Genomic DNA, 22,109 nt, shown 5'->3' on the forward strand with positions numbered 1-22,109 from the left:
GTTGATTGATAAAGAATAAATCCTTAAACTGGCTGTCGTCTTGTTTAGTAGAAAAGAAAAACAGGTTTTATAGCTCAAGTGAGTATAAAACCTGTTTCTAATTTTTCTAAATCGGGCAGAACTCTTATTCTTCTGCTTTTATTGATTCATCGATTACTTTGATCTTTTGTAATACCAGTTCCAAGTCTGCTTTCAACTTATCTACCTTGCGGTTCAATTCAGTCAGCAGGCTGCTGCCTTTCTTAGAAGTAGAAGTCAGGAAGCCTAGATTGTTCTCATAAGTCTGAAGCTCATTCTTCATATTCTCATAAGTACGTACCAGCTTTTCACGTTCTCTGTACAGAGATTGAGTACCGCTTCCCTGGATATTGCTGATATTCGAACGGAAGTTACTTAACTTCTTGTTGGAAGCATTGATGTTAAAGCGGTCGAATAACTGATCGATGATTCCGTGATACTGCTTGTATAACTTATCTTTTTCTTTGAACGGCACATGACCGATAGAGTTCCACTCTTTCATTAAATCCCGAACCAATGTACTTGCTTCTTCGGTATCCATGCTTTCATCAATAGCGGATAACTTCTCGATCAACGCTTTCTTCTTTTCCATATTCTCTGTTTCTACAGAACGTTGTGAAGAAGTAGCTTTGTTCTTTTGTTCGAAGAAGTAGTCGCAAGCTGTGATAAACCGTTTCCAGATAGCATCCGAGTGTTTCTTGGCAACCGGTCCGATGGTCTTCCATTCTTTTTGAAGTTTGGTCAGTGCATCGGCAGTTACTTTCCAGTCTGTACTATCTTTCAAGGCTTCCGCTTTTTCGCAGAGCGCTTTCTTCTTTTCCAGATTCTCGTTCATTCCTTCTTTCAGGCTCTTGAAGAATTCTCCTTTCTTCTTGAAGAAATCATCGCAGGCATGGCGGAAACGCTCGAAGATCTTCACATTCATCTTTTGGGGCGCAAAACCGATAGTTTTCCATTTGTTTTGCAAGGCAATCACTTCCTGGGTCTTGTTTTCCCAGGCAGAGAATGTTTTCAGTTCATCATACTCAATCGCTTCAACGATTTCGCAGATGACGGTTTTTTGATCCAAATTATGCTGTTCGGCTTCTTTCAACGATTCGAAGTGCTGCTGATGGCGGCGGTTGACAGCGGTAGAAGCTGCTTTGAACCGGTTCCATATTTCATCACGCAGTTCTTTGGCTACCGGACCTGTATCGCGGAACTCCTGATGTAACTTCTGAAGTTGGTGGAAAGCGGAAACAACATCTTCCTCGTCAGCCAACTTTTCGGCAGCTTCGCAGAGATGCGTTTTGATTTCCAGATTCTTTTTGAAGTCGTATTCGCGGAACTCATTGTTCAGTTTCAATAAATCGTAGAACTTCTCTACATATAATTGATAGTTTTTCCAAAGTTCATTCACTTTACCTTGCGGCACCAGTTTCGTATCATTCCATTGCTGTTGCAGCTTCTTGAACTCCGTATAAGATTTGTTGGCGTCATCTCCGGATTCCACCAATTCTTTCAGTTCTTCAATAATGGAAAGTTTCACTTGCAGGTTTTCTTCCTTTTGGCGTTCCAGCTCGGCAACCTGTTTACTGCGTTTTTCCTTGATAACCCCCATCAGGCGTTTGAATTCTTCTTCCGTCGGGTCCTCTTCGGCAACAAAATCTTCAATGTTTCCACCGTTGTCTGTAAACTGTACCTTAGCAGCTTCCAACTCGGCATTATGTAACTTGTAGAATGATTGTTTCAGATTGTCAATATCCTGCTTGTTCGCATTTTCAGCATCTTGCGCAAGCTCTTTTAGCTGGTTTAGTACATCTTCCTTAGTGGCAGGTTTAGGAGCTGCTTCAGGTTGAACTTCGGCAGTAACATCTTCAGCCGGAGTCTCTGTAATAGCTTCAGAAACCTCGACTGTTTTCTTTTCTTCTTCTAATTCCCCTTGGTTCAAGGGTTGATTAGTGTCATGAGCGTCCATCATTGTATATTAGTTTTGGGTCACAAATTAATGAAATAAAACGATTACTTCATACTATTTTGCTTATTTTTTTTTGTTTATCGTGTTTTTATGATAATAAAACGGTTATTCCCATGTACAACATCATTCCGATGATGTCATTTGTAATGGCTATAAACGGACCTGTTGCAATGGCTGGATCGATTTTGAACTTCTCCAGCGTCATCGGTACCAGTGTCCCGAAAATAGAAGCGAACATTACCACGGCAAACAAGCTGATGGATACGGAATAGGTGACCGTAGCCGTTGCGCCGAACCTGATAAAGTTGTAGGTGTATACTAATAAGGAGATAATAGTGGCATTAATTAAAGCTACTACCGATTCCTTGGTAATCTGCTTGAAGGTATTTTTAGCGTCCAGCGAGCTGTTTGCCAGACCCTGTACGATGATTGCCGAAGATTGTGTTCCGACATTTCCTCCTGTACCACCGATTAGCGGGATGTACAGTGCCATTTCGGGATGGGCAGCAAAGGTGGAGTCGAAATTACCCAATATCATAGAGTTGCCGATTCCGCCGATCATACCGATTAATAGCCAGGGGAGGCGGGCGGTGGTCTGTCTCAATACATTATCGTCTGTTTCTACGTCCTGCGAAAGACCGGATGCCAACTGATAGTCACGTTCCGACTGCTCACGGACTTCATCCATGACGTCGTCGACGGTGATTTGTCCCACAAGCCGACCGATACTGTCGACAACAGGGATAGCCACCAAGTCATACTTCTCAATCGCCTGTACTACCTCGTCAATGGGAGTATCTACGTGTACCGAAATCGGATCTTTCTGCATCACGTGTTTCACTTTCGATACAGAAGGGGAAGTAATCATCTTTTTGAGCGGGAAGATACCTCGCAGACGTTCGTCATCGTCGATGACATATACATAATAGATTTCGTCCAGCTCTTCCGCCTGTTGACGCATCTCTTTCAGACATTCGGGCATACTCCAGTTCTCGTTGACGAGTACCATTTCCGTACCCATCAAACCACCGGCGGTATTTTCGTCGTATTTCAACAAGTCGACAATGTCACCTGCCTGTTCAATGTCCTCGATGTGCGAAAGAACCTCTTCCTGCTTATCTTCATCGAGTTCACGCATCAGGTCTACGGCATCGTCCGTATCCATGTAGTCAACGAAGCGTTTGGCGATTGTCTCCGAAGGAAGCATTTCGAGCAGTTCTTTACGAGCGTCTTCGTCCATTTCGACAAGCACGTCGGCGGCAATTTCATTATCGAGCAGGCGATAGATGAATTTAGCCTCTTCCGGATTCAGGTCATTGCACAATTCGGCAATGTCGGCCGGATGGAGGTCGATGAGAAGCCCTTTTACCGTATCGGCATCTTTTTGCTCAATAAGGTGTTTAACGTTGTCAATGTATTCCTCGTTCATCGTTGTCAATTACAAATTACGAATTACAAAATCCAGTTCTCTGCTTACTGCTGCCCGTAGATCGGTTATAGGTTGTTGCCTGCCGTCTTTAATGCTTCTTCCACTTTATTGGTCAGGTCGATAAATTCTGCTACCGATAGTTGTTCCGGACGTTTATTAAATAAGATGTTCTCCGTGAGTGGACAATCTTTGCCTAAAATAGGTTTAATAGAGTTGCGCAATGTTTTGCGTCGTTGGTTGAAAGTCGTTTTCACTACCTGTTTGAACAGTTTCTCGTCACATCCCAATTCTTTAGTTTCGTTGCGCGTCATGCGGATAACAGCACTTTTCACTTTGGGAGGCGGATTAAACACGTGCTCACTCACTGTGAATAGGTATTCCACTTTATACCATGCCTGAATCAATACGCTAAGGATACCGTAAGTCTTGCTGCCCGGTCCGGCTGCAATACGTTCGGCTACCTCTTTTTGAATCATTCCCGTACAGCAGGGGACGATATCTTTGTTGTCTAGCATCTTGAAAAAGATCTGGCTGGAGATGTTATACGGATAATTACCGGTCAGTACGAAAGGTGTGCCGTCGAATAGCCGGTGAAGGTTCATTTTCAGAAAGTCATCTTCGATGATGTGGTCCTCCAACGACGGATAAGCTTCGCGAAGATAGGCAACCGACTCATAGTCAACTTCTACGACCTTTATCAACCGGTCTTTTTTCACCAAAAACTGGGTCAATACTCCCATGCCCGGTCCCACCTCCAAAATAGGCAGTTCAGGGAAGGTGTCGACAGTATCGGCAATATCTTGCGCAACTTTCAGATCTTTCAGAAAGTGTTGTCCGAGAAACTTTTTAGGCTTTACTAATTTCATTTACCAACTAAATAATTACTTTTGCAGTCGACAAAGGTAATTCTTTTAAATGAAGAACGTACCACTATTTATTAAAAAATAAATGATGTGTCAGCGAAGCTAATGAAGAATTAAGGATGAAGAAACTATTAAAAAAGACGCTGAAACTGATATTACCGGTTGTTTTAGGCGGCTTTATCTTATTCTGGGTGTATCGCGACTTTGATTTTACAAAAGCGGGCGATGTATTATTACACGGTACAAATTGGTGGTGGATGCTCTTCTCATTAGTGTTCGGGGTGTTCGCGCAAGTCTTTCGTGGATGGCGGTGGAGGCAGACACTGGAACCGTTGGACGCTTTCCCGAAAAAGAGCGATTGCGTGAATGCTATCTTCATTTCTTATGCCGCCAGTCTGGTAGTTCCCCGGATCGGGGAAGTGAGCCGCTGCGGGGTCTTGGCGAAATATGATAACGTCTCGTTTGCCAAGTCGTTGGGAACAGTCGTTACGGAGCGATTGGTCGATACATTGACGATTCTTCTCATCACAGGCATCACAGTCTTGCTTCAATTACCGATATTCGTTACCTTTCTTCAACAGACCGGAACAAAAATCCCTTCTCTTGTTCATCTCCTGACTTCGGTATGGTTTTATATCATCCTGTTTTGTTTTATCGGTGTGGCGATCCTTCTTTATTATTTAAGAAAAACGCTGTTCTTCTATGAACGGGTGAAAGGCTTTGTACTTAATATATGGGAGGGGATTATGTCTTTAAAGGGAGTACGCAACATTCCTCTCTTTATTTTTTATACACTGGCCATTTGGGCGTGTTATTTTCTCCATTTCTATTTCACATTCTATTGTTTCGCCTTTACGGCACATTTAGGAATTCTAGCAGCATTGGTCATGTTTGTAGGTGGTACGTTTGCCGTGATTGTGCCTACTCCCAACGGGGCGGGACCGTGGCATTTCGCTATCATTTCTATGATGATGCTTTATGGGGTAAATGTGACGGATGCCGGAATCTTTGCCCTGATTGTGCATGGTATTCAAACCTTTCTGGTTGTTCTGTTGGGTATCTATGGCTTTGCTGCCCTGTCGTTCACTAACAGACATCGAGGGTGAAATTTTAGCTAAAAGTGTGTATTCTTAAATGTTTTTGCTGACGTCCTTTGCCATCTGAAAACTTTTCCATAACTTGGCACTGTTTAATTATTAGATTTAAAATCGTTTTAAAATATTTATTATGAGTACCATTCTTTCTTTAGCTCCACAAAACGTGTGGAAGCATTTTTATTCGTTGACACAGATTCCTCGTCCGTCAGGACACATGGAAAAAATAACAGAATTTCTTCTAGGTTTTGGAAAAGGTTTGGGTCTGGAGTCTTTTGTAGACGAAGCAGGTAATGTAATTATCCGTAAACCGGCGACTCCGGGTATGGAAAACCGGAAAGGTGTAATTCTTCAGGCGCACATGGATATGGTTCCGCAGAAGAACAACGATACTGTACACGATTTTGAAAAAGATCTGATTGAAACTTATATAGACGGTGACTGGGTAAAGGCAAAAGGTACTACTTTGGGTGCGGACAACGGACTGGGAGTAGCTGCCATCATGGCCGTGCTGGAAGCAAAAGACCTGAAACACGGCCCTCTGGAAGCTCTTGTCACTAAAGACGAAGAAACCGGCATGTACGGTGCATTTGGCTTGAAGCCGGGTACCCTGAACGGTGAAATCCTTTTGAATCTGGATTCCGAAGATGAAGGTGAATTGTATATCGGTTGTGCCGGAGGTATGGACGTAACTGCTACCCTGGAATATAAGGAAGTAGCTCCCGAAGCAGGAGATATCGCAGTGAAAGTTACTTTGAAAGGATTACGCGGCGGACATTCGGGATTGGAAATCAATGAAGGACGTGCCAATGCCAATAAGTTGCTGGTTCGTTTCGTTCGTGAAGCGGTTGCCAGCTATGAAGCCCGTTTGGCTAGCTGGGAAGGTGGTAATATGCGTAATGCTATCCCACGTGAAGCACATGCGGTTATTACCATTCCGGCTGAAAATGAAGAAGAACTGCTGGGCTTGGTGAAATACTGCGAAAACCTGTTCAACGAAGAATATTCAGCTATTGAAACTCCGATCAGTTTTACGGCTGAACGTGTAGAACTTCCTGCCGGTGAAGTACCTGAAGAAATTCAGGACAATCTGATTGATGCAATCTTTGCTTGTCAGAACGGTGTGACACGTATGATCCCTACTGTTCCAGATACGGTAGAAACTTCTTCCAACCTTGCTATTATAACGATTGGTGAAGGAAAGGCAGCCATTAAGATTCTGGCTCGCAGTTCAAGCGATAGCATGAAAGAATATCTGACTACCAGCCTGGAGTCTTGTTTCTCTATGGCAGGGATGAAGGTAGAGATGACAGGCGGATATTCCGGTTGGCAACCTGATGTAAATTCTCCGATTTTGCATGCGATGAAGTCATCCTATAAACAACAGTTTGGTGTAGAACCTGCAGTGAAAGTGATTCACGCTGGCTTGGAATGTGGTATTATCGGTGCTATTATTCCGGGATTGGACATGATTTCTTTTGGTCCGACTTTGCGTTCACCGCATTCACCGGACGAAAGAGCGTTGATTCCTACCGTACAGAAGTTCTATGACTTCCTGGTGGCAACTTTGGAGCAAACTCCAATGAAATAACGTATTTCTCTTTATATAAATATTCTCCTATTATATAATAGGTGACCATAGTGAAGGCACGGATGATATTTCATCTGTGCCTTTTTTTCATATTTATTGCAGCGTATATTACAATTCTGCTTTATAACAAATAAATTAATTGATGCAAATCAAGAAATATGCTATAAAACATAAATTTCTCTCTTTTTTAGATCAATGTATAAACAAAGGCTGTATTTTTGTGTTGTAAAACATGTAATTAGGAGGATAACAAAATGAAAAGTTTAAAAAGATTGTTTAGAAAGATCGGCGAAGCCGATGTACATGTTTGGGGATATTCAACAATTAATACCAAACCAAACAAGTAAGTTTTATTTTTTAGTTTTCAGGAATTAGTAATTTAAAAGGTTTAAAGATTATGGCAAAGAAAATGGGTTCTTTAGTTAGAAAAATCCTTAGTGAAGTAGGTCGTAATGAAATGCTTTCATGGGGGTACAGAATTGAGAAATGAGAACAAGTACATTAACTAAGTTTAGAGTGGGGATACGTTATTAAATACGATATCCCCATTTTTTATATCTAAAATTTTATATAGAGTTGTTTTAGCTAACAACTGTGGCGGGGGATCTGTTTCAGTGTCAGTTCCTCCTTTAATTTCTGTGTTTGGGTACACTGTCTTTTGCCACTTGGGCTGGAATGTATCACATGCGAGTTTGGCTGATTTTACTATCATACCCTCACCGAATCACTTGAAAGCCTTTGTTCATCGATGTTACAAAGGGTGAGGGTAACTGTGATTGTAGGGTGAGGGTAATTTTTACTCTCACCCTACAATTATACCTGTAATAAGTGCTTAATAGTTGATTTATAGTAAGTTGTATGCTGATTTGTCTGGTACTAATACATGAAAGATGATGTATTTGTGTCTGATAACTGGCGTAATATTATCTGGAATAACAGGCTGAACGAGATAATAGATACGGATGAATTAATTGTATTCCGTAAGGTTTCGATTGGCTTCTCCATAGGGGAAAATCAGTTTCAAGCTTGTGAACAGTTTGTTTCATACGCTTGAAACACTTAGTTTCAAGGTATTAAACACTTAGTTTCAAGGTATTAAACACTTAGTTTTCCGGTGTGAAACTGGTAGTTTCATTACTTGAAACTGTTGGTCTCAAGGCATAAAACAGCTTGTTCACCGGCATGAACAAGCCATTTTATGTAGAGGTGCTGCAAATTATTGAGTGTCTTCTATGAATATGCCCGGATTCTTATAAACGAGACAGTGTGTAAGATACCTCTATCTTGCACGCATCTGCAACGGTATCTTGCACTGCTTCAAATACTTGTATATCAGTTGACTATCGCTGGTTTAGTGTAAGGTGCAAGATACTTTTGCATTTATGAACTTGTAAGAGATAGGTGAATCTTATTGCAGAAGATAAACTTTTCAATTAAATAATAAACCGAGTGGCAGTTTTTGGACTTTTTATTTTATTCCAGAGCGAGTTGATTAATAGGCTAATGTTTATACAATATGGTATGGGGCTGATAGCTTGATAAAAGCTTTTTTTAAGCTAAAAAGTACAAATCTTTAAACTTTATTTCCTTACTTTGTTATTTATAAGAGTGAGACTTATAGCAAACTTAAACTAGAAAGATTATGAAAGTAAAGCAGATTTGTATGATGGTGCTGCTATGGTTGGGAGTGATTCCGGCGGTACAGGCACAAACTTTCGACAAATTATGGAAAGAAGTGGAGCAAGCGGAGAAAAAGAGCTTGCCTAAGACTGTGATAAAACTGTCTGATGAGATTTATCAGAAAGGGGAAAAAGAGAAAAACTCTCCACAAATGCTCAAAGCATATACGTGGCGGATGAAATATCGGGAAATGTTGAATCCCGACAGTCTTTACGCTGATTTGAAAGGACTGGAACAATGGGTGAAACAGACTGACCAACCAATGGATCGCGCCATCCTACACTCTTTGATAGCGGGAATCTATGCAGATTATGCAGCCAGCAACCAGTGGCAACTCCGCCAACGGACAGAAATCGTAGACCAGACACCTGCTACCGATATGCGTGAATGGACAGCCAATATGTTCATCGAAAAAGTGCGGACAAATATAAAGGAGGCATTGGCCGATTCTGTATTGCTGCTCAAAACGTCCTCACGCGGCTATATTCCTTTTGTAGAATTGGGGGAAACGAGCGAATACTATCACCATGATATGTATCATTTATTGGCTTCCCGTAGCATTGAAGCACTGCAACGGGTGGAAGAATTGGGTAACAGGATTACTAATGACGGTACTGTGAATCCGGTCAAACAAGATATAATAGCTATTTATGGGAATATGATTTCCGCTTATAAAGCAACCGGATTAAAAGAAGGTTATGTGTTGACAGCACTTAACTACCTGGAATGGAGATGGAATGCTGATCGGAATATTCGACCTCTGCAGGCTAAGGGCGAACTTCCGGTACTGACGGAAGATACTTATCTGAAAGCTTTGAACAGATTGAAAAACAAGTATGCTTCCGAACCCATCTGTGCCGAAGTCTATTTGGCAGAAGCCCGATATACTATTGGAAAACAACAGCAGCTCAATGCATTGCAGCTTTGCGATGAGGCAATCCGCCTTTATTCAGGCTATCGCAGAATCAATGCTTTGAAAAATCTTCGGGAAGAGATATTGGCTCCTTATTTGAATGTTAATGCATCCGATTTGGCTTTTCCGAACGAAGAGATAGAATTAAGGGTCTCACACAAAAATCTGGATGGTTTCACTGTCCGTCTTTATCAGGCGAAGAAACTGATAAAGGAACAACATTACGCTGTGCTTCGTCCGAAAGATTATCAGACGCAGGACACTGTGTTTACATTCAAAGCTCCTGAACTTGGATCTTACGTGATGCGTATCATACCGGATATTCGTGCGAAGAGAGATAGTGAAAGCAAGTTTGATGTAACACGTTTCAAAGTGCTGACGTGCCGTTTGCCGGACAAACAGTATCAAGTGGTGACGCTGGATGGACAGACAGGGCATCCTATTCCCCATGCGAAAGTGACGATGTACAGTAATGACGAAAAAGTGTTGCAGGAGTTTACGACAAACGAAGAGGGTAAGGTCGTATTTCCCTGGAAATCCGAATACCGCTATCTGAAAGCTTCCAAGGGGACGGATACGGCAATGCCGAAACAAGGCATTTATGCAGGAAGTTACGGATATTACGGCGACGAAGATAAAGTGACTGAAAATATGACTTTATTGACCGACCGTTCTTTGTATCGTCCCGGACAGACTGTGTATGTGAAGGGAATTGCTTATTCTCAACAATCGGATACGGCGAATGTACTTCCGAACAAGGAATATACGGTGACTTTATTGGATGTAAACAATCAGGAAGTAGGGCAGAAGTCGGTACGTACCAATGAGTTCGGTTCGTTTACCACCGATTTCGCATTGCCTTCGGCCTGTCTGAACGGAATGTTTTCTTTGAAAGCGGGAAGAGGCCATACAGGCATTCGGGTAGAAGATTATAAACGTCCGACATTTGATATCACTTTTGAAAAGCAACAAGGAAGTTACAAACTGGGTGATGAGGTACAGGTGAAGGGTAAGGTACAATCTTATAGTGGTGTGCTGCTTCAGGATCTTCTGGTGAAATATACGGTAAAGCGTTCTGCATACAGCCTTTGGCGGTTTGCGGAATCTGTGCAGATTGCTTCCGGTGAAGTGATGGCCAATGAGAATGGAGAATTCACGATACCGGTTCGTTTGCAGGAAAGTGACTCTTATAAGAATAATGATAAGGTATATTATCGTTATTCCATTGAGGCCACTGTTACCAATGTGGCAGGTGAAACACAATCTTCTACGGACGTGATTTCGGCAGGAAACCGTTCGTTGATTTTGCAGGTGGAATTGCAAGATAAGACTTGCAAGGATCAACCCTTCGAAACAATGTTTAAAGTGCAGAACCTGAATGGACAACCTGTGGAGGTGAAGGGGAATTATTACTTGTACCCTGCCAAAGACAAGGACTTTAAGCAGTTGGAAGAGAAACCGGTTGCAACGGGAACCTTTACTTCTAATGAAGACATGACGCTCGACTGGAAGAATCTTCCATCGGGACCTTATGTGCTGAAAGCATCAGTGAAAGATAATCAGGGCAAGGAAGTGACTGCTGACACCAACACGATTCTTTTCTCTGTTGAGGACAAACGTCCGCCTGTAGAAACGACGATGTGGTTCTATGGTGCAAATACGGAATTTGATGCTGCCCATCCGGCCGTGTTCTGTTTCGGTACGTCGAAAAAAGATGCTTATGTGATGATGAACGTATTTTCCGGTGATAAATTGCTGGAGAGCAAGACGTTGAATTTGTCAGATACGATTGTACGTTTCGAGTATCCATATCGGGAAAGTTATGGGGATGGTGTCTTTGTGAATCTCTGTATGGTGAGGGACGGACAGGTTTATCAGGAACAGGTGCGGCTGACCAAACGGATTCCTGATAAGACACTGACTATGAAGTGGGAAGTGTTCCGTGATAAATTGCGTCCGGGACAAAAGGAAGAATGGAAGCTGACGATTAAAACGCCGCAAGGACAAGCTGCTAACGCGGAAATGCTGGCAACGATGTATGATGCTTCCTTGGATAAAATATGGAATCGGCAACAGAATTTCCAAATCTATTATAACCAGATTGTCCCATATTCTAACTGGATGAGTGGATATTCCGGCAATAATTCATTCAACTACTGGTGGAATACGAAGAGTCTCAAAGTGCCATCACTGGAGTATGACCATTTTGTGATGCTATCGGACTATTATAATAATGGAAGAGATTTGGGTGAAGTAATAGTGAGAGGATATGGCTCGACGAGAAAGTTGACGGTGACAGGTAGCGTTTCGACATTGGACGTTGCAACTTTAAGGAGTAATGCGCCAAAGATGAAATCGGCTATGGCTGCTGATGCCATGACTAATGTTGAATTTCAATCGGAAATGATACCCACGGGAGAAAAAGCGGATGAGGCATCTGACAACGAAATGCTTCCCGAAGCATCTGCTGACTTGCGTACCAATTTAGCAGAAACAGCATTCTTCTATCCTCAACTTCGCACCAATGAACAGGGAGAGATCTCTTTCTCATTCACGATGCCTGAAAGTCTGACGCGTTGGAACTTCCGTGGATATTCTCATACAAAGGGAATGTTGACGGGAACATTGGATGGCGAAGCTACCACAAGCAAAGAATTTATGCTGACTCCTAATCTCCCTCGTTTTGTGCGTGTGGGTGATAAGACTTCTCTGGCAGCTTCTATCTCTAATATGACTGGTAAGCCGCAAGCCGGAACGGTCAGTCTGGTCCTTTTTGACCCGATGACAGAGAAGGTTATCAGTACACAAAAACAGAAATTCAGCCTTGCTGCCGGAAAGACAATGGGTGTGGACTTCCAGTTTATCGTTAGTGATAAATACGAAATAGTGGGATGCCGGATGATTGCCGACAGTGGTACTTTCAGCGATGGAGAACAACAGTTGCTTCCGGTTCTTAGCAATAAAGAGCATTTGGTGGAGACACTTCCAATGCCAGTGCGTGGAGAAGAAACCCGTACTTTCTCACTCGATCATCTGTTCAATCAACAAAGTAAAACAGCCACAGATCGTAAACTAACTGTTGAATTTACAGGAAACCCGGCTTGGTATGCCGTTCAGGCATTGCCTTCATTGAGTCTTCCGACAAGTAATAACGCTATTTCCTGGGCTACTGCCTACTATGCCAATACATTGGCTTCGTTTATCATGAACAGTCAGCCGAAGATCAAAGCGGTATTTGAAAGTTGGAAACTGCAAGGAGGTACGAAAGAAACGTTCTTGAGCAATCTGCAAAAGAATCAGGAAGTGAAGAATATCATTTTGTCCGAGTCTCCCTGGGTACTCGAAGCACAGACGGAAGAGCAACAGAAAGAGCGCATCGCCACCTTGTTTGATTTGAATAACATCCGTAGTAATAATATCGCAGCTTTGACTCGATTGCAGGAGTTACAGAACTCAAATGGGGCATGGTCCTGGTATAAAGGAATGAACGGGAGTCGATCTGTAACTACCTATATCGCCGAACTGAATGCCCGTCTGGCTATGCTGACAGGTGAGAAATTAAGCGGATCGGCTCTTTCCTTGCAACAGAAGGCTTTCGCTTACCTTCATCAATCAGCTTTGGACGAGTATAAGGAAATCCTGAAAGCACAGAAAGACGGTGTGAAGTTTACTGGCGTTTCGGGCAGTATTCTGCAATATTTGTATCTCATCGCTATTTCGGGAGAGCAGGTACCCGCAGCCAATAAAGCGGCTTATACCTATTATCTTTCTAAGGTAGGAGAATTGCTGACTTCTCCTTCGATGGATACAAAAGCGATTGCCGCCATTGTGCTTGATAAAGCCGGACGCAAGAAGGAAGCGCAGGAATTTGTCGCTTCTCTGAAAGAACATCTGACGAAGACAGATGAACAGGGAATGTTCTTTGCTTTCAACGAGAATCCATATACATGGGGCGGAATGCAGATGCAGGCTCATGTAGATGTGATGGAAGCGCTGGAACAGACAGGTGGCAATACCGATACAGTGGAAGAAATGAAACTTTGGTTGTTGAAGCAAAAGCAGACACAACAGTGGAATTCTCCGGTAGCTACTGCCGATGCGGTATTTGCATTGCTGATGAAGGGCGCTAATTTACTCGACAATCAGGGAGATGTACGGATTGTGATTGCTAATGAAGTGCTGGAAACTGTTAGTCCAAGTAAAACGACTGTTCCTGGATTGGGATATATCAAACGTTCTTTCACACAGAAGAATGTGGTGGATGCCCGCAAGATTGAAGTGGAAAAGAGAAATCCGGGTATTGCTTGGGGAGCTGTGTATGCAGAATTTGAATCTCCTGTCAGTGATGTGAAACAACAGGGCGGCGACCTGAATGTTGAGAAACAGTTGTATGTGGAGCGTACGATGAATAACGTGCCTCAATTACAGCCTATTACTGCCAAAACGGTTCTTCAGGTAGGTGATAAAGTCGTTTCCCGTTTGAGCATCCGCGTAGACCGTCCGATGGACTTTGTACAGTTGAAAGATCAGCGGGGCGCTTGTTTCGAACCGATCGGCAGTATCTCCGGTTATCGTTGGAACAACGGGCTTGGCTATTACGTAGACATCAAAGATGCATCGACTAATTTCTTCTTCGATCATTTAGGAAAGGGTGTATACGTGTTGGAATATAGTTACCGTGTCAGTCGTGCAGGAACTTACGAAACTGGTTTGGCAACTATGCAGTGTGCTTATGCACCGGAATACGCTTCGCATTCTGCTTCGATGACAATTATTATTAAATAGTTCCGGCAGGGGATTTTTATTCTCACCGACGAGCGAGGCGTTCCTCACCGATGAAGAGGGTGTTCCTCACCGAGGAAGGCATCCTTCGTCGGTGAGGAACTTTTTTCTTATAAACAGGGGCTTACAAGGACTGCTATTAAGTAAAGTCTTTTCCCAATCTGTGTTAATCTGTGTAATCTGTGGTGAAAAACTCATCTAAAACCCCTACATTTGTGCACCAAAATAAAAAATATCGCATGAAACGTAGTTTACTATCTATATTATCTTTACTTACTGTCGCTTTGGCAGCCGTTGCCCAACCTCGTATCTCTTCAAATAAAGAGACACATAACTTCGGACAAATTGAGTGGAAACGTCCGGTGACAGTGGAATATACCATCACTAACACGGGAAACCAGCCATTGGTACTGACCAACGTCACAACCTCTTGTGCCTGTGCCGTGGCCGACTGGACCAAAGAACCGATTGCCCCGGGAGGAAAAGGAGTAGTAAAAGCTTCTTTTGACGCAAAAGCGTTAGGACATTTTGAAAAGTCGATAGGAATATATAGCAATGCCAGTCCGAGCTTGGTCTATCTGAAGTTTACCGGTGAAGTAGTGCAGGAAATAAAAGATTATACAAAGCTACTTCCTTATACAATTGGAAATATTCGTTTAGATCGTGATGAGTTTGCTTTCCCCGATGTCTATCGCGGACAGCAGCCTTCATTGACCTTTGATATCGCCAATCTTTCGGATCGTCCTTACGAACCGGTATTGATGCATCTGCCTCCTTATCTGAAAATGGAAGCGGAACCCAAAGTCTTGTTGAAAGGCAAGAAAGGAACTATCAAACTGACGCTGGATGCGAGCCAGCTAAAAGATTACGGATTGACACAGACTTCTGTCTACCTTTCTCGTTTCTCCGGTGATAAGGTGAGCGAAGATAATGAAATACCGGTTTCGGCCATTCTTCTTCCCGACTTCTCTCGTATGACGGAAAAAGATTCTTTGAACGCTCCTGCCATGCACATTTCGGAAACGGATATTGATCTTAGTATCCCGTTGATAAAGAAGAATAAGGTAAGCCATGATATATTGATAGCCAATTCCGGAAAGACTCCGTTAGTCATCAGTAAGTTGCAGGTATTCAATTCATCGGTAGGAGTGAGCCTGAAGAAGACAGTCCTTCCTCCGGATGGAATGACGAAGCTCAAAGTAACTATTCGTAAGCGTGACGTAGGTAATAAGAAGCATCATTTACGTATCCTGATGATAACAAATGATCCGTTACGCCCGAAAGTTGAAATCAATATCAAACGCTAAATCCTATGATTATGGAACATCCTGAAAATAGTGAAGAATATAAGGGGCTTGTTGTCAATAAAGGCATTGAGCAACCCTCATCTGTGAATCCCTACTTAAAGCGGAAACCTAAGAAACGCCAACTTTCAGTAGCAGAGTTTGTAGAAGGTATCGTAAAAGGTGATGTCACCATATTGAGTCAGGCTGTGACATTGGTTGAAAGCGTAAAGCCTGAACATCAGGCTGTTTCACAGGAAATCATAGAGAAGTGTCTGCCATTTTCCGGTAATTCGATTCGGATTGGTATCAGCGGCGTTCCCGGTGCAGGAAAGAGTACGTCGATAGATGTATTCGGTCTGCATGTACTCGAAAAGGGGGGCAAACTGGCGGTATTGGCCATCGACCCTAGTAGTGAGCGTAGTAAAGGCAGTATCTTAGGGGATAAAACGCGTATGGAGCAGCTTTCCGTGCATCCTAAATCGTTTATCCGCCCTAGTCCGTCAGCCGGTTCTTTGGGAGGAGTGGCACGCAAAACACGTGAGACGATTATTCTTTGTGAAGCTGCCGGATTCGATAAGATTTTTGTGGAGACCGTAGGAGTGGGACAAAGCGAAACGGCTGTTCACTCGATGGTTGATTTTTTCCTGTTGATTCAGTTGTCCGGTACGGGCGATGAACTGCAAGGGATTAAGCGTGGTATTATGGAGATGGCGGATGGTATCGTTATCAATAAGGCCGATGGAGATAATCTGGAACGTGCCAAGTTGGCTGCCACTCAATTCCGTAATGCATTGCATCTGTTTCCTGCACCTGAATCCGGATGGATTCCCAAAGTATTGACTTACTCCGGTTTTTATAACCTGGGAGTGAAGGAGGTCTGGGACATGATTTACGAATACATTGACTTTGTGAAAGAAAACGGCTATTTTGAATATCGCCGCAACGAACAAAGTAAATACTGGATGTATGAAAGCATCAATGAACAACTTCGTGACAGCTTTTATCATAATCCGAAGATTGAAGCGATGCTCTTAGAAAAAGAACAGCAGGTATTGAAAGGTAACCTGACTTCGTTTATAGCTGCAAGAAGCTTGCTCGATACTTATTTTGAGGATTTGAAATGAGACTTTAAATGATAATAAGATTCTGATTCTTAAAGAATACATTTAGCATAAGCGGGTAGGAAACGTCAGTCTTTCTACCCGCTTGTACTATTAATGAGGCTTTTCTGCTTTTTCAAGATCAGCTCTCGATTTACTTTGAGTTACAATATATACTCCCAGGAATACAAGTGCGATAGCAATCCCTTTCTCCCAGCCGAAACTTCCGATACCCATCGCGATTGCTGCAATCGTAGCCACGATGGGTTGCATATAATTGTACATACTGACTACCGTAGGACGGAGCAGCCTCTGCGCAGTCATAATGCAGAGATATGCGAGGAAACTACCTCCTAATACGACATAAAGTACCTGTAGAATGGCGACAGTGGAAACAGAAGTCCATTGAATCGTAGAAATATCATAATAGGAGAACGGAATGTAACACATTGAAGCATATATGAACATCCATTTATTAATCGTTACTGCCGAATATCGTTGAGACAATCCCTTGAATACAGTCAGGTATATGGAGAAACTGATTTGTGCAACGAGACAAAGTAAGTCACCAATCAGGCTTCCATTTCCGTTGCTTCCTGCCTGGCTGCTCATAATGAGAATAAGTGCTCCCATCGCACCTACAAAAATCCCCAGTACTTTCTTATTGGTAATAGGTTCTTTCAAGTAAATGGCCGCTACAACCATTGTTACAATCGGTAGAGTGGTAGTTACGATAGAAGCATCAATAGGAGAAGTCATAGAAAGCCCGAAGATGAACACTCCTTGATTGAATACTAGTGCAAACAGTGAAGCAAAGAAGATTTTCAGCATATCTTGATGATTCACATGTTCCTGTTTGCAAAACATGGAAAGGATCCAGAAAGCGGCTGCTGCCCCCACCATGCGGAACGTAGTTACAGAAATTGGAGAAAACTCTTGAAGAGCCGACTTACCGATGGGAGACATTAATCCCCACATAACGTTTGCTGTAAGCGCAAACAAATGACCATACAGGTTCTTACTTTTGTCCATGTTGATACTATTTATTTTACCATATCTCTGATATCATTAACAATCAAATAGAGAAAACGGTTGCAAAGGTAGTCTTTTATCGTATGATTTGTTTATATTTGCCTTGATTAAACTTGAATATTATGGAACAACAAGCCAATTATATCCGTCGTATCGAGATACACGGACTATGGGAACGCTTTAATATAGGATGGGATTTGCGTCCCGATGTGAACATCCTCTCCGGCATCAACGGAGTGGGGAAGACTACCATTCTGAACCGTTCGGTGGGATACCTCGAAGAACTTTCCGGTGAAATGAAAAGTGACGAGAAGAACGGAGTGCGTCTCTTTTTCGACAATCCCCAGGCAACCTATATTCCTTATGACGTCATCCGGAGCTACGACCGTCCCCTGATTATGGGTGACTTCACAGCCCGCATGGCCGACAAGAATGTAAAGTCTGAACTGGACTGGCAGCTCTATCTCTTGCAACGCCGTTACCTCGATTATCAGGTCAACATTGGTAATAAGATGATTGAAATGCTTTCCAGCATTGATGAAGAAGAGCGTCGTAAAGCAGCTACATTATCTGTAGCCAAACGTCGTTTTCAGGATATGATTGACGAACTGTTCAGCTATACACGCAAAAAGATAGACAGGAAACGGAACGATATCGCTTTCTATCAGGATGGCGACCTATTATTCCCTTATAAACTGTCGTCCGGTGAAAAGCAAATGCTGGTTATCCTGCTGACCGTACTCGTGCAGGACAACAGCCATTGTGTATTGTTTATGGATGAGCCGGAAGCCTCCCTTCATATAGAATGGCAGCAGAAACTGATTGCTATGATACGTGAACTGAATCCGAATGTGCAGATTATCCTGACTACCCATTCGCCTGCCGTCATTATGGAAGGCTGGCTGGATGCCGTGACAGAAGTAAGCGATATATCTACCACCGTAGGGCACAAGCTCGACAAGGATTCTCCCAACTGTAATTTGTAATTCGTAACCTGTAATAGAACAAATGGCAACTTCACTACGAGATAATCTGACTTCTTCTTATTTCAATGCCGCCCATAAGCTTTATCCGAAGAAAGCCCGCCGACGTATCATCGCTTACGTAGAAAGCTATGACGACATCGCTTTCTGGCGCACATTGCTTGAAGAGTTTGAAGACGACGAACACTATTTCCAAGTGATGCTTCCTTCGGCCACCTCCCTGGCAAAAGGAAAAAAGATGGTACTCATGAACACGCTGAATACAGCCGAATTGGGGAGAAGTCTGATTGCCTGTGTGGACAGTGACTATGATTTCCTGTTGCAGGGAGCTACCAATACTTCCCGTAAAATCAACCGGAACAGGTATATTTTTCAGACTTATACCTATGCTATTGAAAACTATCATTGTTTTGCCGAAAGCCTTCACGAAGTATGTGTGCAGGCTACGTTGAATGACCGTTCCATTTTAGATTTCAACTTCTACCTGAAGAAGTACTCTGAAATAGTATATCCGCTTTTCCTCTGGAACGTATGGTTCTATCGCCAACGGGATACTTACACTTTCCCCATGTACGATTTCCATACTTATACTTCTTTGCGCGAGATTAATCTCCGGCATCCGGAAAAGAGCTTGGAATCCCTTCAACAACGGGTTAATCAGAAGTTGGCAGAGTTGAAAAAGAAATTCCCCCATAACATCAATCAGGTGAATGGATTGCGGACTGAATTTAAAGAGCTGGGCTTGGTGCCGGAAAACACTTACTTGTATATGCAGGGACACCATGTGATGGATAATGTGGTAATGAAACTACTGATTCCGGTCTGCACCGTATTGCGCCGTGAACGGGAACAGGAAATCAAGCGGTTGGCCGAACACAATGAACAGTTCAGAAACGAACTGACTTGTTATCAGAACAGCCAGGTGAACGTAGAAATCATGCTCAAGAAGAATGTAGCCTACAAAAGACTCTTCCATTATGATTGGCTACGGCAGGATATCAGTGAATATTTGGAAGAAGGAAAGAATAAAGAAGAAAAGAAACAGAGATCATAAATAAAAGAAAAACTAAAAAAGAGAGAGACGATTGCTTATGAAAGAAGTAAAAGAAGTGGTTGATACAGTGAGTGTGGCATTAGCAAACGGGCAACCGGAAGAAGCAGGTAATGTGGTGATGCAAGAAGTGAATCATGCTTTGCTCTCGATGGGAGTGGATGAAGCTATGGCTGATAAGATTGATAACTTTATCATCTTATTGTTTATTATTGGAATAGCATTACTTGCCAATCTGATTTGCCGCAAGATTATTCTGCGTACCGTATCCAAATTGGTGAAACAGACGAAGGCCACTTGGGATGATATTGTATTTAATGATAAAGTAATGGTGAATATCAGCAGGATGGTGGCACCTATATTGATCTATATATCTATTCCTATTGCTTTTCCCGAACATGCAGACTCTGCTTTGCTTGATTTTCTTCGAAGACTTTGCATGATTTATATCCTTGCAGTCTTTCTTCGCTTCGTCAGTGCTTTGTTCACGGCTGTGTATCTGGTATATAGCGCGCGTGAGCAATATAAAGACAAACCTTTGAAGGGGCTTTTGCAGACAGCACAAGTCATTCTCTTCTTTATAGGAGCTATCATCATTATCAGTATTCTGATAAAGCAGAGTCCGGTGGTGTTGCTGACCGGATTGGGAGCTTCTGCTGCGGTTCTGATGTTGGTTTTCAAAGATAGTATCATGGGATTTGTCTCCGGCATCCAGCTTTCTGCCAATAATATGCTGAAGGTGGGTGATTGGATCACGATGCCGAAATACGGTGCGGACGGTACAGTGATAGAAGTAACATTGAATACCGTAAAAGTACGTAACTTCGACAATACTATCACCACCATTCCTCCTTATCTATTGATTAGTGATTCTTTCCAAAACTGGCAGGGAATGCAGGAATCCGGCGGACGTCGTGTGAAACGTTCCATCAATATAGACATGACCAGTGTGCATTTCTGTACACCGGAGATGTTGGCAAAATACCGGAAGATACAACTGTTGAAAGACTATGTGGATGAAACGGAAAAGGTAGTGGAAGAATATAATAAGGAACATCATATCGACAACTCTGTGTTAGTGAATGGACGCCGGCAAACAAACCTGGGAGTTTTCCGTGCCTATCTGACTAACTATCTGAAGAATCTGCCTACCGTCAACCAAGACCTGACCTGTATGGTACGTCAGCTTCAGCCTACTGAAACCGGTATCCCATTGGAACTTTATTTCTTTTCTGCCAATAAAGTATGGGTTGCCTACGAAGGCATACAGGCAGATGTTTTCGATCATGTGCTTGCCATTATTCCCGAATTCGACTTGCGTGTCTTCCAAAACCCGTCGGGGGCAGACCTGCATCGGATAGGGGTAAAGATAGAAAACTAATCAAACGATAAAACGTTTATAAATTGTAATTACTATGACTACACCGTTATCCAACCAGATTATCCGTGAAATCACTCCTTTGTCAGATAAGGATTGCTTTTACATTGCGGAACGTTATAAAACGGAATTCACTTATCCTATACACAACCACTCCGAGTTTGAATTGAACTTCACCGAAAAGGCTGCCGGAGTAAGGCGGATTGTAGGAGACTCTTCCGAAGTGATAGGTGATTATGATTTGGTGTTGATAACAGGAAAAGACTTGGAGCACGTCTGGGAACAGAACGAGTGCCGTTCGAAAGAGATACGGGAGATTACGATTCAGTTTTCTTCCGATCTTTTCTTCAAGAGCTTTATCAATAAGAATCAGTTCGACTCTATCCGCCGGATGCTGGATAAAGCACAAAAAGGGCTTTGTTTCCCGATGTCTGCCATACTCAAAATATATCCGTTGTTGGATACGCTTGCTTCCGAAAAACAGGGATTTTATGCGGTCATTAAGTTTATGACGATCCTGTATGAACTTTCTCTCTTTGAAGAAGAAGCGCGTACCTTGTCCAGTTCGTCTTTTGCCAAGATAGATATTCATTCGGACAGCCGGCGTGTGCAGAAAGTGCAGGAGTACATCAATACACATTATCAGGAAGAAATACGTCTGGGGCAGTTGGCCGATATGGTGGGGATGACGGATGTGTCATTCAGCCGCTTCTTCAAACTGCGTACAGGCAAGAATCTTTCCGATTATATCATTGATATTCGGCTAGGCTTTGCTTCCCGGTTGCTGGTAGATTCTACGATGTCTATCGCCGAGATTTGTTATGAGTGCGGTTTTAATAACCTTTCCAATTTCAACCGGATCTTCAAGAAGAAAAAGAGTTGTTCGCCCAAAGAGTTTCGTGAGAACTATCGGAAGAAAAAGAAACTGATTTAGCGCATTTTCTTTTATGAA

Annotated in this window: 14 protein-coding genes; 10 read left to right on the top strand and 4 right to left on the bottom strand. The window is 42.7% G+C overall.

Going from position 1 to position 22,109, the window contains the following annotated elements; translation table 11 throughout:
- Window positions 1-124: 124 nt before the first annotated feature.
- The 3 genes from Bovatus_RS21005 to rsmA all read right to left on the bottom strand — a co-directional run bounded on the left by Bovatus_RS21005 (window position 125) and on the right by rsmA (window position 4,270).
- A complete protein-coding gene (locus tag Bovatus_RS21005) occupies window positions 125-1,978 on the bottom strand; it encodes a DUF349 domain-containing protein (protein ID WP_004301408.1) in 1,854 nt (617 codons plus the stop codon).
- Between the two features lie 85 nt (window positions 1,979-2,063).
- Entirely contained in the window at window positions 2,064-3,404 is a 1,341-nt protein-coding gene (gene mgtE, locus Bovatus_RS21010; protein ID WP_004301409.1) for a magnesium transporter, read from the bottom strand.
- Window positions 3,405-3,469: 65 nt separating this feature from the next.
- Window positions 3,470-4,270, bottom strand: a complete 801-nt coding sequence (gene rsmA / locus Bovatus_RS21015; RefSeq protein WP_004301411.1) for a 16S rRNA (adenine(1518)-N(6)/adenine(1519)-N(6))-dimethyltransferase RsmA — start codon at window positions 4,268-4,270, stop codon at window positions 3,470-3,472.
- A gap of 116 nt (window positions 4,271-4,386) precedes the next feature.
- On the opposite strand from rsmA, the gene Bovatus_RS21020 reads away from it, so the two are divergent.
- The 6 genes from Bovatus_RS21020 (at window position 4,387) to meaB (ending at window position 16,737) form a co-directional block, all read left to right on the top strand.
- The gene (locus Bovatus_RS21020; RefSeq protein ID WP_004301414.1) at window positions 4,387-5,373 is read left to right on the top strand and encodes a lysylphosphatidylglycerol synthase transmembrane domain-containing protein; all 987 of its coding nucleotides are present in this window, start codon (window positions 4,387-4,389) and stop codon (window positions 5,371-5,373) included.
- Window positions 5,374-5,494: 121 nt separating this feature from the next.
- A complete protein-coding gene (locus Bovatus_RS21025) occupies window positions 5,495-6,952 on the top strand; it encodes an aminoacyl-histidine dipeptidase (RefSeq protein WP_004320988.1) in 1,458 nt (485 codons plus the stop codon).
- An 883-nt stretch (window positions 6,953-7,835) separates the two neighbouring features.
- A complete protein-coding gene (locus tag Bovatus_RS25555; RefSeq protein WP_004301421.1) occupies window positions 7,836-8,006 on the top strand; it encodes a hypothetical protein in 171 nt (56 codons plus the stop codon).
- 588 nt (window positions 8,007-8,594) lie between these two features.
- Window positions 8,595-14,330 carry an alpha-2-macroglobulin family protein gene (locus Bovatus_RS21035; protein WP_004301424.1) on the top strand — a complete coding sequence of 1,912 codons (5,736 nt, stop codon included), beginning with the start codon at window positions 8,595-8,597 and terminating at the stop codon, window positions 14,328-14,330.
- Window positions 14,331-14,566: 236 nt separating this feature from the next.
- Window positions 14,567-15,634, top strand: a complete 1,068-nt coding sequence (locus Bovatus_RS21040; RefSeq protein ID WP_004301426.1) for a DUF1573 domain-containing protein — start codon at window positions 14,567-14,569, stop codon at window positions 15,632-15,634.
- A gap of 11 nt (window positions 15,635-15,645) precedes the next feature.
- Window positions 15,646-16,737, top strand: coding sequence for a methylmalonyl Co-A mutase-associated GTPase MeaB (meaB, locus tag Bovatus_RS21045; RefSeq protein ID WP_004320987.1), 1,092 nt, complete (start codon window positions 15,646-15,648; stop codon window positions 16,735-16,737).
- Between the two features lie 90 nt (window positions 16,738-16,827).
- Here meaB and Bovatus_RS21050 read toward each other — a convergent pair whose 3' ends face one another.
- Window positions 16,828-17,745 carry a DMT family transporter gene (locus Bovatus_RS21050; RefSeq protein ID WP_004301430.1) on the bottom strand — a complete coding sequence of 306 codons (918 nt, stop codon included), beginning with the start codon at window positions 17,743-17,745 and terminating at the stop codon, window positions 16,828-16,830.
- A 122-nt stretch (window positions 17,746-17,867) separates the two neighbouring features.
- Between Bovatus_RS21050 and Bovatus_RS21055 the strand changes: the two genes are divergently transcribed.
- From Bovatus_RS21055 to Bovatus_RS21070, 4 genes are read left to right on the top strand one after another with little or no spacing between them, the layout of a single operon-like run.
- Window positions 17,868-18,731, top strand: coding sequence for an AAA family ATPase (locus tag Bovatus_RS21055; protein WP_004301432.1), 864 nt, complete (start codon window positions 17,868-17,870; stop codon window positions 18,729-18,731).
- A gap of 22 nt (window positions 18,732-18,753) precedes the next feature.
- A complete protein-coding gene (locus Bovatus_RS21060; RefSeq protein ID WP_004301434.1) occupies window positions 18,754-19,782 on the top strand; it encodes a DUF4435 domain-containing protein in 1,029 nt (342 codons plus the stop codon).
- A gap of 37 nt (window positions 19,783-19,819) precedes the next feature.
- Window positions 19,820-21,160 (top strand): mechanosensitive ion channel family protein, encoded by a 1,341-nt coding sequence (locus Bovatus_RS21065; RefSeq protein ID WP_004301436.1) that lies wholly within the window; start codon window positions 19,820-19,822, stop codon window positions 21,158-21,160.
- Between the two features lie 34 nt (window positions 21,161-21,194).
- Entirely contained in the window at window positions 21,195-22,091 is an 897-nt protein-coding gene (locus Bovatus_RS21070) for an AraC family transcriptional regulator (RefSeq protein WP_004301439.1), read from the top strand.
- The last annotated feature ends 18 nt before the right edge of the window (window positions 22,092-22,109 follow it).

Source organism: Bacteroides ovatus (assembly GCF_001314995.1).
GTDB lineage: Bacteria > Bacteroidota > Bacteroidia > Bacteroidales > Bacteroidaceae > Bacteroides > Bacteroides ovatus.

Excerpts from the sequence above, each read along its gene's own strand:
- rsmA (WP_004301411.1), bottom strand. The coding sequence starts at position 4,270 with ATGAAATTAGTAAAGCCTAAAAAGTTTCTCGGACAACACTTTCTGAAA.
- Bovatus_RS21055 (WP_004301432.1), top strand. The coding sequence starts at position 17,868 with ATGGAACAACAAGCCAATTATATCCGTCGTATCGAGATACACGGACTA.
- meaB (WP_004320987.1), top strand. The coding sequence starts at position 15,646 with ATGGAACATCCTGAAAATAGTGAAGAATATAAGGGGCTTGTTGTCAAT.
- Bovatus_RS21060 (WP_004301434.1), top strand. The coding sequence starts at position 18,754 with ATGGCAACTTCACTACGAGATAATCTGACTTCTTCTTATTTCAATGCC.
- Bovatus_RS21050 (WP_004301430.1), bottom strand. The coding sequence starts at position 17,745 with ATGGACAAAAGTAAGAACCTGTATGGTCATTTGTTTGCGCTTACAGCA.
- Bovatus_RS21035 (WP_004301424.1), top strand. The coding sequence starts at position 8,595 with ATGAAAGTAAAGCAGATTTGTATGATGGTGCTGCTATGGTTGGGAGTG.
- Bovatus_RS21040 (WP_004301426.1), top strand. The coding sequence starts at position 14,567 with ATGAAACGTAGTTTACTATCTATATTATCTTTACTTACTGTCGCTTTG.
- Bovatus_RS21020 (WP_004301414.1), top strand. The coding sequence starts at position 4,387 with ATGAAGAAACTATTAAAAAAGACGCTGAAACTGATATTACCGGTTGTT.
- mgtE (WP_004301409.1), bottom strand. The coding sequence starts at position 3,404 with ATGAACGAGGAATACATTGACAACGTTAAACACCTTATTGAGCAAAAA.
- Bovatus_RS21005 (WP_004301408.1), bottom strand. The coding sequence starts at position 1,978 with ATGATGGACGCTCATGACACTAATCAACCCTTGAACCAAGGGGAATTA.
- Bovatus_RS21025 (WP_004320988.1), top strand. The coding sequence starts at position 5,495 with ATGAGTACCATTCTTTCTTTAGCTCCACAAAACGTGTGGAAGCATTTT.
- Bovatus_RS25555 (WP_004301421.1), top strand. The coding sequence starts at position 7,836 with ATGAAAGATGATGTATTTGTGTCTGATAACTGGCGTAATATTATCTGG.
- Bovatus_RS21070 (WP_004301439.1), top strand. The coding sequence starts at position 21,195 with ATGACTACACCGTTATCCAACCAGATTATCCGTGAAATCACTCCTTTG.
- Bovatus_RS21065 (WP_004301436.1), top strand. The coding sequence starts at position 19,820 with ATGAAAGAAGTAAAAGAAGTGGTTGATACAGTGAGTGTGGCATTAGCA.